This window comes from Pseudomonas palleroniana (genome assembly GCF_003031675.1).
GTDB classification, from domain to species: Bacteria; Pseudomonadota; Gammaproteobacteria; order Pseudomonadales; family Pseudomonadaceae; genus Aquipseudomonas; species Aquipseudomonas palleroniana.
This window is the reverse complement of record NZ_PYWX01000032.1, coordinates 110,280-127,655: the sequence shown is the minus strand read 5'-3', so window position 1 is coordinate 127,655 and position 17,376 is coordinate 110,280. Positions and strand designations below refer to the sequence as shown.

Here is a 17,376-nt window from a genome sequence, read left to right as displayed (position 1 = left end):
CTACTTAATTGGCTTGTAAGGTGGAATTGGAGCATCATCAGGAAATGCAGTAACAACCTTTCCTGTAGCCGGCTGATATACAACTCGCATTCGCACACCATCACGAGTTTCATAAGCGACCCATTTAGCAGCATCTCCTTTAGCTGTATAAGCCCCACCGGTTCCAGTTTGCGCGTACCACTTAGTGCTCGGAGATGTCGTGATATCGCCGACCGCGTCAATAATCTTATCTCCTGACCAACTTTCAGGAAAAACTGTCTTCCCTTCCTGTCCTGGCCACATATGCCCACCACTGCCTGGCTTATCACCGTACAGAATATGTTGCTTTGCTTCAGGAGAAAGAATGTCAACGTAATCCTTTCCAAGTCCTTTTGCACCTGCGATCTCCTGCGCAGGAAGCGCATCCCCACCATTTGCAGATACTACGGGCTTCTTGCCCGGCAACAGAACCGACACCCCCTCTCCACTTGCGAGTTTCGCGGTCCCCTTAAACAGCGCAATTTCCATCGCCGCCCGCGCAGCCGCGGTTCCATAGTCACGCATCGGGTTAACATCACCCGGGTAGGTATCAGAACTGAACGAATCAAGTACCTTTTGCCCCTGAGTGTATTGATAAGGCGTTAGCAGCTCCCCTGTCGCCTGCATCCCATCGTGAAAGGAAAGCGCACCTCCCAATCCGGAAAGCGCTGGTGCAGCACAACCCACAACTGTCACGCAGGCTGGCGTAGACAGTATTGCACCGCCGAAGCCCGCGGCGGCACCAATCGCCCCCAGCACAGCACGCCCCGCATTTCCAGAACGCTTCAGCGCCTCATCATTCTTCAGCAAATTATCGTTGGCTTTATCCCACCGCCCGTATTCATCAAAAGCCCCCGTTGCCATCAGTTGCTTCTGAGCATCTTTAAAGCTGCCACCATCCAATTCGAGCTCGCGGATGACTTTGTAGTTAGGGTCGTCAACCGGAACGGAGGCGCTGCAATGCACCAAGGCACAGGCGGCGGCTTTCAATTTATAGGCGTTGTCCGGATTGTCTTTCTGCAACGACTCAAGCGCGATTGTCTCTTTTTGATGCAGTTGGCGATTGTATTGATCCGCCATTTGCGACACCCAGGACGCCTTATTGACATCCCCTCCGGCCAAGCCTGCAGCAGTCAGTCCGACAATCTGCGCTACCCCTTGCCTCAACTCTGGTTGTTTGTCGAATGTATCGTTCAGAACCTGCGCCATTGCCTGACTCGCGCCAGCAGCAATGGCCCCGGTCTTGAAGTCCCCACCCGTGGCACTGGATACAGCACCACCAAACAACGCGTGCATGGAGACACGAGCCACACCTCCCTCAGCCCACATCGCCATGCCATTGGTATCGCCTGCATTCTTAGCGGCCTGCCAATGCTCTTGGGCATAACTTCCCACGAAGTTAAAAGCCGTCGCTGCCGCTACGTTCCCGGCCTGGGAGACCAGACCGCCCGTAACATTCTTGCCCAGGCTTCCGCCACCAATCGCGGTCTGGATGGCTCCGGTGGCCACACCTTGAGCACCCGCATGAACCGCAAACCCTCCAATACCCTCCAGGGTACTGAGATCAAAACCTTTGGTCAGGTTATTGAACGGCTTGGTAGTGCCTCCCAGATTTGGATCGATGACACCCGTGGTGAAACCAGCGGCCAATCCGGAAATCAGCGCATTTTTTAAGCTGTCACTGCTGAACGTGTCTTTGAACGCCGCTCCGAGATTACCTTTGTTATTGATGACGCTAACCGCTCCCGTGCCGGCTAACGACGTCAAGGCACCTGTCGCGATAATGTTCCCGAGCCCTGCTGATGTCGCAGCAACTGCTGCGCTCGTTGACGTGGCGGCTGTCGCAGCAGTTCCGGCTGCCATCGCAGAACCAGATCCCGCCGTTGCACCTGCGAGCGAACCGACCCCGGCGCTGGCAGCCCCCGCCGTCAATACCGTGACAATGATGATGATCGCCAGCATCGCCCCCTGCCCAAGGCTGGAGTTGCTGTACTTATACGAGTCGTGCGTTTCCTTGATCAGCTTCCAATCAACATCCCCGCGTTTCTCGGCGTCCTTCAACCACGCCATCTGCGGATCGGCCTTCACCATCGCGTCAATTGCCTGGCTGACGGTCTGCTGATTGACCTGCTTGACGTCAATGTGCAAACCGTCAACAGCCTTGATGATGATGTCGCCCTTGGCAACCATCTGGGTCTGCCTGACGGTTTCATCGGTATTGCCCTTGCCACTCATGCTGTTCCAGGCAAGGCTGCTTTTGCTTTTTGCGTGGCTTTCCTGCTTGAGGTCCTTCACGCCCTCGAAGGTCACCGCGCCACCACTGACAATCGCGATATCCTCACCACTGTCGAGCTTGGCCGCCTGATACACCTGATCACTACCACTCTTGAGCGTCAGATCCCCCCCGCTCGTGATCTCACTCCCGATGTTGGTGACCTGAGTGACCTCATCCCGCTGAGTCTTCTTGCTCCCGAAGCTCCCCTTCTTTTTCATGTCATACAGCGAATAATCGCTGTCTTCCGCCGCCAGCAACCCCAGCTTTCCACCCGCTACCAAATACGCTTCATCCCCCGCACTGACGCGGCTGGCAATCATCGCCAGGTCCTTGCCAGCACTCAGCGAAACATCCCCGCCAGCCTTGACCGACGTGCCCACCTGGCTCACATGGTCTTCCTGCGCCTTCACCTTCTTCAGGTTCAACGCCGAATGCTGCTCGTCCGCCGCCGAAGCCATCGTCAGGTCGCCCACCGCCGACATCGCCACATCCCGCTTGGCATCCATCTGGCTGGCAATTGCCGTCAGATCGCGGCCAGCAATCGCTGACAGGTCGCGACCCGCCGTCACCGATGAACCGTTCTGGGTGACGGAGCGGCTGTTGTTGCGGGCGCTGAGGTTCGCGTTGCTGTTGGCCTGCTCCACTGAGCCGAAGCTCAGGTCGCGGCCGGCCTGGATGGTGGTGTCGCGCCCGCTTTGCAGCACGCTGCCCTGGTTGGAGAAGTCGCGGCCGGCCCTGATGCTCATGTCGTTGGCCGCTTCGATACGTGCGGCGCTGTCGAGAAAGTCGCTGTGTTCGCTGATGACACCATCGCTGCTGTCGTGGCCGGTGACGGTGCGTTCGTTGATCACGTCGCCATTTACGGCGGTCATGGTGACGTCGCGTCCGGAAATGATGCCGCCGGCCTTGTTGACGATGTTGTTGCCCGCCAGCAGGTCCAGTCGGTTGCCCGCTTCGATCAAGCCACTGTTGACCAGGTCGTTGCCGGCCTTGGCCGACAGGTTGTTGCCGGCACGCAAGGTGCCGACGTTGTTCAGGTTCTGGCCGGCGATCAGGCTGACGTCATTGCCCGCAATCAGCGCGCCGTTGGGCCCCAGGCGGTTGTTGGCGTTGGCCAGGTACAGCACCGGCACCAGCACCTCTTCGCCGTTGACCACGCTTTTTTCCAGCCAGACGATGTCGTGGGTCAGCGCCGCGACTTGCTCGGAGCTCAGGCTGACACCTACCGCCAGGTTCAGCGTTTGCTTGCTGGCGATGGCATTGTCCATCAAGTATTTGAACAGCTTTTCGTCGCTGGTTTGCCCATCGAGGAAACGCTGGCCGGTACGTGCGACGACGGCTTGCTGAACCAGGCGTTGTTCGTAGAAACCATCGCCCAGGCGCTTGGCACTCTCGTCCGGGTTGTAGCCCAGCCCGGACAGCAGGTAGTCCGAGCTCATGAATTGCTTCATGCCGGTGAGCACCGGGTTGGTTTCGACCAAGTATTTGTGCGGCTGCGACACCGCGCTCTTGTCTGGAAGACCCTGCACCCGGTTGACGGTCTGGCTGGCAACCGGAGTCGGTTCAGCCGCAGATGGCACAACTGCGACCACGGCAGGTCGGCTGCTGACGCTTGCACCAGGCTGATCGACTGGCGGCGTGACCGACGGGGTCTCTCGTGGCAGAGGCGCCACCGGAACCACCACGGATGGCTGCGGCGCGACGACACTAACCTGTGCAACAGGGGCCTGTGGGATCAGGCCCGGCAGGTCAAGGTCGGGGCGCGTGCTACTCGGCGCAACGGCTACAACGCTGGTTGCGCGATCGGCAGTTGAGAGGCTTGGGACGTTCTGGTCAGGGCGAGTGCCGCCAGACGATGTTCCATCGGGTGTGGTCAGCACGATACGGGCGTCGCGCTCGGCGGGTGTCAGGCCAGACAGGTCGACATTCGGACGAGAGACATCAACCGTCGGCCGCGAGCCTTCAACAGGGTTTTGGGTGTTGATGCCATCGACCTGGGTGATATCGCCGCCGCTGGTACGGCCAGGTTGCAGCGTGACCGCATCGGCATTGCCTATGCCGGCGATGTTAACGGCACTGGCCCTGGCGTTGATTCCGCTGGCCTCGCGGGCCGTAACCGATACCTGTCGGCTGTTGGCGGAGAGCTGGGTGACCTCTTCCAACTGAATCGTCCGCCCCTGGGTTTCGGGAAGGGTCTGTTGGCGTTGCGCCAAACCGACGCTGGCGGCGCCAAGGGTCCAGCTCTGAGGCCCGGCATTAGCTTGAGCCGCTTGCCCGCTGCTGGCGCCCTGCCCGCTCAGGCGGAACAAACCATTCTGGCCGGTGGGCAGGCTGAAGCCCGGAAGCGCGAGGGGGTTCACTTGCTGTTGGGCCAGGTTGGGAGGCAACTGCGAATTGATGGAGATCGCCGTCGAATAGCCACTCCCTGCGCCTGTATCGGTTTTCGTGCGGCCGGCTGCTACATAGGCGTAGTAAGGACGCACCACGCTGTTGTTGATGTTCTGGGCAGCGTTCAGTGCGACGTTGCCCCCCGCCTGGATGACCGCATCGTAGGATTGGCCATCGCTATTGAGCGTGGTGGTTTTTTCGGAAAGCTTGCCGCCCCCCATAAGGCTGAGGAAATAGCTGAGGTCTGCCTCGACGGTCGCCGAGGGCGCAGGGCTATTTTTTGCATTGAAGTTGGCGGCCGCCGGCAGCGCCTGGAAGATTTGCGTGACAAAGTTCCAATACGTGCGGGTGGTCTTGATCTCCTGGGCTTGCACACCCTGGTTATTGATAGTGGTCGCGTTGGCGGTGAGGTTGCCCGTGGCAGCAATGGTGCTGCTCAGGTTGTTGAGCGTCTGGGCGTCGATCTGCATGTCAGCGCCGCTGCTGAGCGCCGAGGCCACGCTGCTGCGGGTAACGTTCAAGCGATCGATTTCATCGATTTGCCACAGACCATTTCGACGGCCTTTGCTGCGGAAGTCACATCCCGCACCTGGGATCAGGTTGCAGTCGAGTTCGGTGATCTTGACCGAACTTTTTTCATGCCCCGAATACTCCAACACGTCCCTGACGTTATTGACGGTCATGGCACTGACGGTCAGGTTTTTCGCACTCTCGACGGTGCCCGAACGGTTATCCAGCAAATCGGCTTTGGTCTGGCTGGCATCTTTGGCGATCAGGACATTACCCAGCCCGTAAACATCGGCGTAGGTGTTGGTAAAGCGGGTGGCCAGCAACTGCATGTCGCCGCCGCTGGTGATCAACCCATTGCTGTTGAGCAGGGTGTTGCTGCTGAGGGTCAGATTGGCGCCGGTCGCCAGTGTGCCGGTGTTGCTGACATCTGCTGCCGTGACGGTCATGGTGTTGGCCGAGGTCAGACGCCCGGCGTTAGTCAACTGGCCGCCCACGTTGATCGTGCTGTCCTGTCCGCCGGCAATACTCGCCGCCGTGCTCAGGTTCACTTGCCCGGCACTCAGGCCCAGGTTACCCACGCTGCTGTAACGCCCATTGCCGCCATAGCTGCCGGCCAGCGTCAATTGGGCCGTGCCATCGCTGGCGATCAAGCCATCGTTGTTCCAGTTACCACCACTGCCTACGAAGCTGTCAGACGCCAACAACTGGCCGCCTGCGGCTTGATTCAAGGTATTGACGTTCACCGTCAAGCGTCCGGCCTGGATCACACTGCTGTTGGTCCAGGTATCAGCGGCCAGGGTCAAGCCCCCTTGGGTGACGACAGTGCCCCCGGCATTGGTCAGGTTCGCGGTGGCAATATCAAACGTGCCGGTGCCGCTGTGCAGCAGGCTGCCGCCCTGGTTCTGGAAGCTTGCGGCATTGAGAGTGAGGTCGCTGGTGCGCGTTTCCAGGCGGCCGTTGCGGTTGTCGAATACGCCGCCGACCTGGAAGTCGGTCTTGCCGCCGCTGCCCATGGCGCGCAATTGGCCGCCCTGGTTGTCGAGGCTGCCGGCTTGCACGTTCAGCAGGGTGTCGCTCTCGATAATCCCCGAGTGGTTGCTAAGTTGGCCGCTGAGCCCCAATTCAACCCGGTTCGCCGCCATTTGCCCAAAGCTGTTGTCCAGCCCCGCACCGCCGACCCGCAGCAGGTCCTTGGCATACAGGCCGCCGTAGGCGTTGGCGAAATAATTGGCGTTGACCACGGCGTCGCCATTTTGCGCGGCGATACGCCCGTGTTGGTTATCCACGCCGCCGGCGATCAGGTTCAAGCGCTGGCCCTGAATCACGCCGGCCTTGCCGACCTGGCTATAGCCGTTCAGCAGCCTGTCAGCCACGTTGGCATCCAACAGGCCCTTGAGGCTGGCGAGTGTGCCGCCCTGGTTATTCAGGGTATTGGCCTTGGCAATGACATCACCGCTTTGCGCCAGAAGCTTGCCATCCTGGTTATCCAGTTCACCGCTGACATCCAGGCTCAAGCCACTTTGGCCCTGTACCACGCCCGCACGGTTACTCAGGCTGACAGCCTTGACTTGCAGGTCTGCACCCTGGCTGTAGATCAAACCGTCGGCGTCGTTTTGCAGGACGCCGGTGCTGGTGATTGCTACGCGGTCCTTGCCGGCGATGGTGCCGTGCTGGCGGTTGTCGAGGCCGCCGGTGAGCAGCGTCAGCAGGCCCTGGCTGGCAATCTGGCCGCCCTGGTTGTTGACCTGGACAGCGCGCTGCAACAGCAACGGGCCGGCGCTGGCCAGCTTGCCGTTGGTGTTGTCGAGGATGCTCAGCAGGTTGAGGGTCAAGCGGCCATTGCTGGCGAGCGTGCCGCCCTGGTTGTGCAGGTCGGTGCCGGTCAGGGTGAGCGCCTGCTGTGCGTTGACGGTGCCGGCCTGGTTGTCGAGGGTGGCGGCTTGCAGGTCGAGGTCGGCGCCGCTGTCGATCAGGCCGCCGTTGGCGTTGTTCAGCCCGGCGCTGATGACCAGGCTTTGCCCGGCGCCGCTGGACAGGATGCCGCCGCTGTTGTCGAGGCTGGCCGCCCGTACGCTCAGTTGCCCTTGGCTGACCAGGGCACCGGCACCGCCATTGAGCAGTTCGCCGGAAAGGCCCACGTCGACTGCCCCGCTGCGGCTGGACAAGGTGCCGTTGTTGCGGTTGTCGAGGCGCCCGCCGTAGACGTTCAGACCCTGCCAACCGGAAACCAGGCCGCTCTGGTTGAGCAGGTGGGTCGCGTTGACGGTCAGCACCTGGCTGCTGATCAGCTTGCCGCCGCTGTTATCCAGGGTGCCGGTGCTCAGGGCGAGGTTTTGCTGGCTGGACAGTTCGCCGTTCTGGTTGTTGAAGGTGCGCAGTCGGTTGAGGGTCAACGGGCCTTTGGCGAGGATCAAGCCGTTGCGGTTATCCAGGTCGTTGTTGTTCAGGTCCAGGGTGACGCGTTGTTCACCCATGACACGGCCACCCGCCAGGCTCAGGGCGCTCAGGTTCAGGTCCATCGCGCCTTTGGCGGAGACCTCACCGCCGCTGCCGGTGTCCAGGCTGGCGGCGCTCAGGTTGAGGGTGCCCTGGCTGTTGATCAGGCCGGCGGCACGGTTGTCCAGCGCCATGGCACTGAGGGTGACGCCTGCCGTACCGAGCAGGCTGCCGTTCTGGTTGTTCAGGTTGGCGCTGGTCAGGGTCAGCGCCTGCTTGGCACTGATCAAGCCCTGGTCCTGGTTGTTGAGCAGACCCTCGCTGGTCAGCTGCAGGTCGCTGCGGCTGGTCAGGGTGCCGCCGCGGTTGTCCACAGAGCCTGCCTGTGCGTTGAGGCTGGCCGCACCGATCAGGCCCTTGACGTTGGCCAGTGCCTGGGCGAGGCGCAGCGTCAGGCCCTGGTTGCTCAGCAGTTTACCGTTGCTGTTGTCCAGGCTTTGCGCGGCCAGGGTGAAGGCTTGGGCGCTGGAGATTTCACCGTTCTGGTTGTTGACGGCATTGAGGTTGTCGAGCAGCAGCGGGCCGAGGGTATTGATCAGACCGCCCTGGTTGTTCAACTGGCCGTTGTTCAGGTCGAGGCTCAGGCGGGTGTTGCTGAAGAGTTTGCCGCCCTGCTGGTCCAGGCCCGTGACGCTGGCCGTAAGCGCCTTGGCGCTGCCGATGCTGCCACCGTTGTTGAGTTGGCCGGCGCTCAGGTTGAGCGTGTCGCCGCTGTTGAGGCGCCCGCCCTGGTTATTCAGCACGCCGGTGGTGACCGCAACCGGCCCTTTACCGCTCAGGCTGCCTTGCTGGTTGCCCAGGCCGGTGCTGCGCAGCACCAGGGCGCCGTCGGTGACCAGTTCACCGTTCTGGTTGTTCAGTTGGCCGGTGACTTCGACACTCAAGCCCTGTGCGCTGGAGAGGCTGCCCTGGGTGTTGTTGAGGCTGCGCGCCTTGACGTCGAGGGTTCCCTCACTGCTCAGCAAGCCCTGGCTGTTGTCCAGGTCGCCGGCCAGTTCCACCTGCAGCGGTTGTTGGCTGAGGAGCTTGCCGCCGCTGTTATCCAGGCCGGTGCCCGCCAGCATCAGGCGCTGGCCGCTGAGTTGACCGCCGTGGCGGTTGAGCAGTTGATCGACGCTGAGGTTCAGGCCACTGCCGGCGAAGACCTGGCCGTTGTCGCTGTTATCCAGTCGTTGGCCGGTGACGTTGACGTCGGCGTTGCTGGTCAATTCACCGGCGCGGTTGTCGATGCCGGCCACGTCGAGTGTCAGCGCTTTTGTGGCGCCGACCAGGCCGCCACGGTTATCGAGGCTGGCACCGCTGAGGTGCAGGGTGTCGGTGCCGATCAACTGGCCTTGCTGGTTGTCGAGGCGGTTCGCGTTAACCGTCAGTTCCGCCTTGCCGGCGATTTCGCCGCCACGGTTGTCCAGGTTGGCGCTGCCCAGTAACACCTTGCCGTCGCCCATCAGGGTGCCGCGCTGGTTATCGATCAGGTCGCCGGCACTGAGGTCCAGGACGCCCCGGCTGCTGACCAGACCCTCAGTGTTGTCCAGGCTGAGACTGCGGCTGTAGAGGCCGGCGCTGCTGATACGGCCTTTGAGGTTGGCCAGGGCTTGGTCGATGCGCAGGGTCAGCGCCTGGTTGCTGATCAGCTTGCCGTTGCTGTTGTCGAGGTTGCGCGCTGCCAGGGTGAAGGCGTTCTGGCTGGAGATCTCACCGTTCTGGTTGTTGAGGTTACCGAGGTTTTTCAGCACCAGGGTCGGTGCATTGATCAAACCGGCGTTGCTCAAGTCACCGTGGTTCAAATCCAGGTTCAGCTGGGTGTTACTGAACAATTCCCCACCCTGCTGGGTGAGGCCGGTGAGACTGGCGTTCAGGCTGCCGGCGCTGGCTATGCGGCCGGCGTTGCTGACCTGGGCGGCCTTGAGGTCGAGGCTGTCGGCGCTGATCAGGCGCCCGCCCACGGTGTTGTTGAACAGGCCGGTGTCCAGGGTCGCGGCGCCCTGGCTTTTGATCAGGCCCTGCTGGCTGTTGTCGAGGCTCGCGCTGGTCAGGGCGAGGGTTTGGGCGGTCTCGAGGATACCGCCCTGGTTGAGTAGCTCATTGGCGCTGCTGATATCCAGCGTACCGGCGCTGGAAACACTGCCGCCGGTGTTATCGATGCGTTGGCCGAGCAGTTGCAACGTACCTTCACTGCTGATCTTGCCGTGGCTGTTATCCAGCCCCGCTGCCAGTTGAATCGCCAGCGAGCGCTGGCCGGCAACGGTGCCTTGGGCGTTATCCAGGCGCGTGCCGGTCAAGCGTGCATCCTGGGCGAACACCAGCCCCTTGGCCTGGTTGATCACCTGGGCCACGGCCAATTGCAGCGCTGTCCCGGCCAGCAGCTTGCCGCCGCTGTTGTCCAAGCGCTGGCCGCTGAGCTCGACGTCTATCTGGCTGGAGATTTCGCCGGCCCGGTTATCGACGCTATCGACCTTGAGTTTCAGCGCTTTTGTGGCCCCGACCAAAGCACCGTCACGGTTCTCGAGGCGGGTGCCGGTGAGGGCCAGATTGCCTTGGGCAACCAGCTCGCCACCTTGTTGCGTCAAGATGCCGATGGTAGCGTCCAGGTCGGCCTGGCTGGCGATGCGCCCCTTGTCGTTATTGGCGTTTTCCAGCGCCAGACGTACCGGGCCTGCGGCGCTGAGCAAGCCACCCTGGTTGCTCAGCGACTGGCCCGTGATGCCCAGGGCCTGCTTGCTGTTGAGCACGCCCTCGCGGTTGTCCAACTGGCCGAGGTAGAGGTTCAGGTCCTGGTTGGCGCGGATCGCGCCGGCGCGGTTATCCAGGCTGTTGCCGCGCAGGGTCAGCAGGTTCTGCCCGGAAACACGCCCGCCACGGTTGTCCAGGCTCGCCGCCTGAATGTCCATGAGCCCTTTGGCCATCACACTGCCCTTGGCCTGGTTGTCCAGCAAACCGTCGACTTTCACGCGCAGGCTGCCATCACTGACCAGGCTGCCGGCCTGGCTGTTGTCCAGGCTCGCCGACGTGACTTGCAGGCGCTGGGCGGCACCGAGGGTGCCCGCCTGGTTAACCAGTGCGCCCTGGATCGCCAGGTCGAGGCTGACATCGCCCATCACCTGACCGTTGTGGTTGTTCAAGGTCATGGCGTTGACCACGCTGGCGCCGGCACTCGAGACTTCGCCGTCGACGTTGAGCAGGTCACCGGCCAACGTCAGGCTCAGGTCTTTCGAGCTGCTGAAAACGCCCTCGCTGTTGTCCAGGCTTGCCGCTTGAGCCGTGAGCCCGGCCGCAGAAACCTGGCCGTTGCGGTTGATCAACGCCTGATCGATCTTGAGCTCCAGCGCCTGGTCGCTCAGCACCTTGCCGTCGGTGTTATCCAGGCTTTGCGCGGCCAGGGTGAACGCCTGTTTGCTGGAGATCTCGCCGCTTTGGTTGGCGACCGTCGCCAGGTTCTTGAGCAGCAGCTGGCCTGGCGCACTGATCAAGCCTGCGGCGTTGTTCAGGTGGCCTTTGTTCAGGTCCAGGGTCAGCGCACCCGTGCTGTAAAGCTGGCCACCGCCGCGCTGGTCAAGCCCGGTGATGCTGGCGGTGAGGGTGTTGGCGCTGGCGATGCGACCCTGTCCACGGTTGTCCACCTGCCCTGCCGTCAGGTTGAGGCGCTCGGCGCTGGTCAGCCGCCCGCCCTGCTGGTTGTTGAAAGCGCCGGTGGTGACCTGCACGGCCCCGTCACCGATGATTTTCCCGCCCAGGTTGTCGAGGCTGGCGCTGGCCAAGGTCAAGGCGACCGCGCTGAGCAACTCACCTTTCTGGTTGCTGATCGCGCCCCAGGTGGTCAGTACCAGCGGTGCGGCGCTGCTGATGCGCCCGTTGTCATTGGCCAGGCTGGCCGCACGCAGGTTCAGGTCGCCATCGCTGCGCAACGCACCTTGTTGGTTATTCAGGTGATCGCTCAAGGTGATGCCGAGGCTGCGCCTGGCGTACAGGCTGCCCTGGGCGCTGTTGTCCCATTGCGCAGCGTTCAGGTGGAGCGACTGCTGCCCGGAGATGATGCCCTTGAGCTGGTTGTTCAAGCGCTGCAGGGTCAACTGCATGTCGCCGTTGGCCAGCAGGCGCCCGCCGGCGCTGTTGTCGAACTGCTGGCCGGTGAGCGTCAGGTCGGTGACGCTGGAGACTTCCCCGGCGCGGTTATCCAGCGTGTCCACCGCCAGGGTCATGGCCTGGCCTGAGTTGAGCAAGCCGCCGTCACGGTTATCCAGCGTGGTGCCGTTGACCTGCAATTGCCCCACCGCCGCGACGCTGCCGCCACGGTTGTCGAATTGGCCGACGCTCAGGTTCAGATGGTTTTTGCCGGTAATACGGCCTTTGGCCTGGTTATCCAGGCTGGCAGCCGTCAATTGCAGCTGGGTAGTGGCGGCCAACAGCCCCGCCTGGTTGAGCAACTGACCGCTGATCAACGCATTCAGGACACCGTCGCTGGTCAGTTTGCCCTGGGTGTTGTCGAGGCTGCCGGCGCTCAGGTTCAAGACCTGGCCCGTGACAAGGCGGCCGTTGCGGTTGGCTACCGCGCCCGAGTGCTCAAGGGTGAGCCGGTTGTCGCCCTGGATCAGCCCCTGGCTGTTGTCCAGCGACGCCCCCGTGAGGGTGGTACTTGCGCCGAGGATTTCGCCCTGGCGGTTGTCGAGTGCCGTGTCGACCTGCGCCGTCAGGTTGTCGCGGACCTTGAGCGAGCCCTCGGCATTCACCAGGCGATCAGCGCGCAAGTCCAGGCCAGTGGCGGAAACCAGGCCCTTGGTATTGTCCAGGGCCTTGGCAATGCGCACGATCAACCCTTGTTCGCTGAGCAACTTGCCGGCGCGGTTATCCAGGCTCTCGGCGCTGAACCTCAGCGCCTGGGTGCTGGAGATTTCGCCGCCCTGGTTATCCACGCTGGCCAGGTTGTTCAGCAGCAGCGCACCCGGGGCATGAATCAACCCACCCTGGTTGTTCAGGTAGCCGTGGTTGAGGTCCAGGCTCACACCCGCCTGGCTGTAGAGGCGGCCATCGTTGTGTTGGTCGAGCCCCGTGACGGAGGCCGTGAGTTGCTGCTGGCTGGTGATGCGCCCGCCGGCACTGTTGTCTACCGGCCCGGCCGTGAGCACCAGGGTGCCATCGCTGTTGAGCGTGCCTTGAGCGTTGCCCAACGCGCCCTTGGCCGACACGGCCAGTTGTTGCTTGGAATAGAGTTTGCCGCTGCTGTTATCCAGACTGGCCGCCGTGATGTCCAGCGCCTGGGCGCCAAACACCAGGCCCTGACGGTTATCCAGGGCACCAAGGCTGGTGAGGTTCAGCGTGGCATCGCCCTGGAGCAAGCCCTCGCGGTTATCCAGGGAGCCGGTATTGACCGAGGCGGTGCGCGCCAACAGTTTACCGTTGCGGTTGTCCAGCGCAGCCTCGACCTGCACCGCCAGGCCGTCAGTCGCACTGAGTGTGCCGCCGAGGTTGTCCAGGCTGCCGGCGCGCAGGTCCAGCGCCTGGGCGGACAGCAGGCCCAGGGTGTTGTCCAGGGCGCGCGCAATTCGCAGGGTCAGCGCCTGTTCACTGAGGACTTTGGCGTTGCGGTTATCCAGCGTATCGGCCGCCAGGGTAAACGCCCGGCTACTGGAGATTTCCCCGCCCTGGTTGGCCACGCTGTTGAGATTGCTCAGCCGCAATTGACCCGGTGCGGTGATGGCGCCGCCCTGATTGTTCAGATGGCCACGATTGAGATCCAGGCTGACGTCGCCCTGGCCGAACAGGCGACCATCGTTGTGCTGGTCCAACCCCGTCACGCTGGCGCTGAGCGACTGCCCACCGCTGACGCGCCCACCGTCGCTGTTATCCACCTGGCCTGCCTTCAGGCTCAATTGGGCATCACCACGCAAGCGTCCCTGCTGGCTGTTGTTCAGGGCACCGTCCAACGCCAGGTCGAGATTCTGGTTGGCATACACGCTGCCCTGGCGGTTATCCAGGCTGGCCGCGTTGATTTTCAAGACGCCGACCGCTGCGAGGTTGCCGTTGCGGTTATCGAGCGTGGTGCCGGCGAGGGTCAGGTCGGCTTTGCTGCTGATGCGTCCCTGGCGTTGATTATCCAGACTGCCCAGGTTCAGGCGTAGGTTACCGGTGGAAGCCAGCAAGCCAGCCTGGTTGAGCAACTGCCCGGCGATCACGGCGGTCAGGGCGCCGTCGCTGGTCAGCGTGCCTTCGCTGTTATCCAGGCTGGCGGCATTGAGGGTGAAGGTCTCGCCGGCCGCCAAGGTGCCGTGCTGGTTGATCAGGGCAGCGCTGCTGAGGGCCACACTGCGATCGCCTTGGGCGCGCCCTGCGCTGTTGTCGAGTGAACCGGCGGTCAACGCCAGGTCATTGGCCAGCAACTCGCCGCTGCGGTTATCCAACAGCCCATCGACGCCGAGGTTCAACGCGGTACGCGCAGTCAATTTACCGCCCTGATTGCTCAAGCTCCCAGCTCGGGCGTCGAGGCTTGTGGCCGACACCAGGCCTTTGGCGTTCGCCAGCGCACGGGCGATACGCACGGTCAGGGCCTGTTCGCTCAAGACCTTGCCCAGGGTGTTATCCAGGCTGTCCGCTTGCAGGCTGAAGCCGGTGGCGCTGGAAATTTCCCCGCCCTGGTTGTCGACGTTGTTGAGGTTATTCAACAGCAGCGACCCCGGAGCGTTGATCAACCCACCCTGGTTGTTCAGGTAGCCGCGATTGAGGTCCAGGCTCAAGTCGCCCTGGCTGTAGAGACGACCGTCGTTGTGCTGGTCCAGGCCGGTCACATTCGCGCTGAGGCGCTGGCCGTTGATGCGCCCGCCGCTGCTGTTATCCAGCAACCCGGTGCGCAATTGCAGGGCGCCGCCGGCGCTGAGCTGGCCGCCCTGGTTGTTCAGGTCAGTGTTGCTCAGTTGCAGGTCGGTGCCCGCGCTGAACAACCCGCTCTGGTTAAGCAGGTGACCGGCTATGGCGGCGGTCAACGCGGCATTGCTGGTGAGCTTGCCAAGGGTGTTGTCGAGGCTGGCCGCAGTGAGTTGCAGGGTCTGGCTGCTTGCCAGGGTGCCATTGCGATTGCTCAGGTCGCCGCTGTTGATCTTCAGCAGAGTGTCGCCCTGTATCCGACCTTGGGCGTTGTCCAGTACGCCCGCCGTCAGCCGCACATCGCGGCCCAGGATTTCGCCATTGCGGTTGAGCAGTGTGGCGTCGACGTCCTGGGTCAGGCCGTTCTGCGCCACCAGATGACCGCCGCTGTTGTCGAGATTGCCGGCGTGTACCTGCAACGATGCGGCGCTCACCCGGCCTGCAGCGTTATTCAACGCCTGGGCAACGGCCAGCATCAGCGACTGCTCGCTCAAGACCTTGCCGCCGCCGTTGTTCAAGCTGCCCACATTGACCTGGCTCGCACCGACAGCGCTGACGCTGCCGCCACGGTTATCCAGCATCCCCGTGACCCGAGCGTTCAGCGCAGCGCGACTGTTCAGGCTGCCGTTCAGGTCATTGACCAGGTCGGCGGCATCGATTTGCAGGCCGGCGGCCGCAATCAGCCCCGCACCGTTATTCAAGACCTGGGCAATTTGCAGGGTCAGCCCCTGGTCGCTGAGCAGCTTGCCGGCCGCGTTATCGACCGTGCGTGCGGCGACGGTAAACGCCCGCGCACTGGAAATCTCACCTTGGCGGTTATCCACGCTGTCGAGGTTGCCAAGGGTCAACTGCCCAGCGGCGTTGATCAGCCCGTTGCGGTTGTCCAGGTGACCCTGGTTGAGGTTCAGGCTCAAGTCGGTGTTGCTGTATAAACGCCCGCCGTCGTGTTGATCGAGGCTGCCGAGATTCGCGTTCAAGCCTTGAGCGCTGGCGATCCGACCAGCGCCGCTGTTATTCACCGCACCCGCCGTCAGGTCCAGGGCCTGGCCGCTGGTGAGCGCCCCACCCTGCTGGTTATCCAGCGCACCGACCTTGACTGTCGCGTTGCCGCTGGACTCGATGCGACCCTGTTGTTGGTTGGCCAGGCTGCCACTGAGTTCAACAGCGAGCGTGCCTTGGCTGGTCAGCGATCCTTGTTGGCTGTTGTCCAGGGAAGCGGCATTCAACTGCACGGCCTGGTGCGCAGCGATCCGCCCGGCCTGGTTGTTGATGGCGGAACTGGCATTCAAGTTCAAGGTTTGCCCGGCCGACACCAGGCCTGCCACGTTATCCAGCATCGCCACCTGCAAGCTGGCCTGGCCAAGGCTCGACAGTTCGCCATTGCGGTTGATCAACTGGCCGACCGTTGCCGTCAGTGCTGCGCTGCTGGTCAACAGGCCGCCCTGGCTGTTGAGCAACTGCCCCGCGTTCACGCCGAGGCTGCCGGCGCTCAAGATTCGGCCCTGGTTCTGGTTGTCCAGGCTCGTGGCGCTCAACTGCGCATTGCGCTGAGCGCTCAGGGTGCCGCCTTGGTTGATGAGCTCGCCGGTATCGAGGCTGAGGTCGCGACTGGCAATGATGGTCTTGCCGGTATTATCGATGCCTTGGGCTGTCAGGCGCACATCACCCTGGGCATTGCGGCTGTTGTCGGGGTTGACGCCGGCTTCGATAATCCCGCTGTTGGTCAATCGCCCGCCCGCGTCCAGCGTGAGGCTGTCCTTGGCGGCCAGGGTTTGTTGGTTGGTCAGTGCGCCTTGGGTTTTCACCGACAAATCGGTACCGGCATACACTGCGCCCTTGGCTTGCACACTGGCCGCATTGACCGCCAGCGCCGTACCGGCCGAGGTCTGCCCCATGATCACATTGCCTGCGGCGTCAATCCGAATATCGCCACCGGCCACCATGTCACCCGACAACCGCACGCCGACACCGGCCTCGGTGCCGATCAGCTTGACCGCGCCGACATACATCCCACCCAGCGCCGACGAGTCGATGGCCAGGTCCGGTGCCTGGCTGCCATCCGCAGCGCGCACGCTGGCATTCAGGGTGCGTGCATCAACGTCATTGCGACCGGCGACGATGGTGAGTTTTTTCGCCTGGATCTGCGCATTGATCGTGGTGGCGCGGGTGATGATTTCGAACTGATCGACATTGCTCGCATTCAGGCCGGCGCCATCGATGGCAACAGTGCCTTGGTCAACCTGATAGCGGTTGATCTGGCCGTTTTCGATCACGGCCTTGCCGGTGGTCAGCGTGGCTTGCGGGGTGTTGATGAAACCGCAGCCATTGCAGCTGATGCCGTAGGGGTTGGCGACAATCACATGGGCCGACTGCCCCGCCACTTCAGTGTAACCGCGCAGCTGGCTGGGGCTGCCGCCGTTGACCTCATTGAGGATGACGTTGGCGGCGCTGCCGTGGAAATTCGGGTTGCCGACGATGATGCCACCCAACTGGGTGGACTGGGTGCGGTCGGTGGCGTTGTTGAGGATCACCCCGTTGGCACCGACGTTGTAGTCATGAAACTGGTTGTGCGACAGGCCGTTGGCGTTGGGGGCGGCAATGTTGACGATCGGCACGCCATTGCCCGCTTGCGCGAGCGTGGTGCCCGGCGCACTGACCACGATACCGTCCGCCTGAGCCAGCAGCGGTTGCCAGAACATGGCGTTGGCCAGGATCAACGCCAACCCTCGTTTAGGCAGCCCCAGGAAGTGGGTACGGCTTTTTACGGCAGCAGAAGGCTGGCGCGCGAGGAAGGCGAACTGACGAACGTCCATGTCATGTCTCGTTGCCCGAAGGCG

At 62.6% G+C, this 17,376-nt stretch carries 1 protein-coding gene; it reads right to left on the bottom strand.

Features of this window, described 5'->3' with window-relative positions; translation table 11 throughout:
* Positions 1–17,352 (bottom strand): two-partner secretion domain-containing protein, encoded by a 17,352-nt coding sequence (locus C9383_RS28390; RefSeq protein WP_090371202.1) that lies wholly within the window; start codon positions 17,350–17,352, stop codon positions 1–3.
* Positions 17,353–17,376 lie beyond the last annotated feature (24 nt).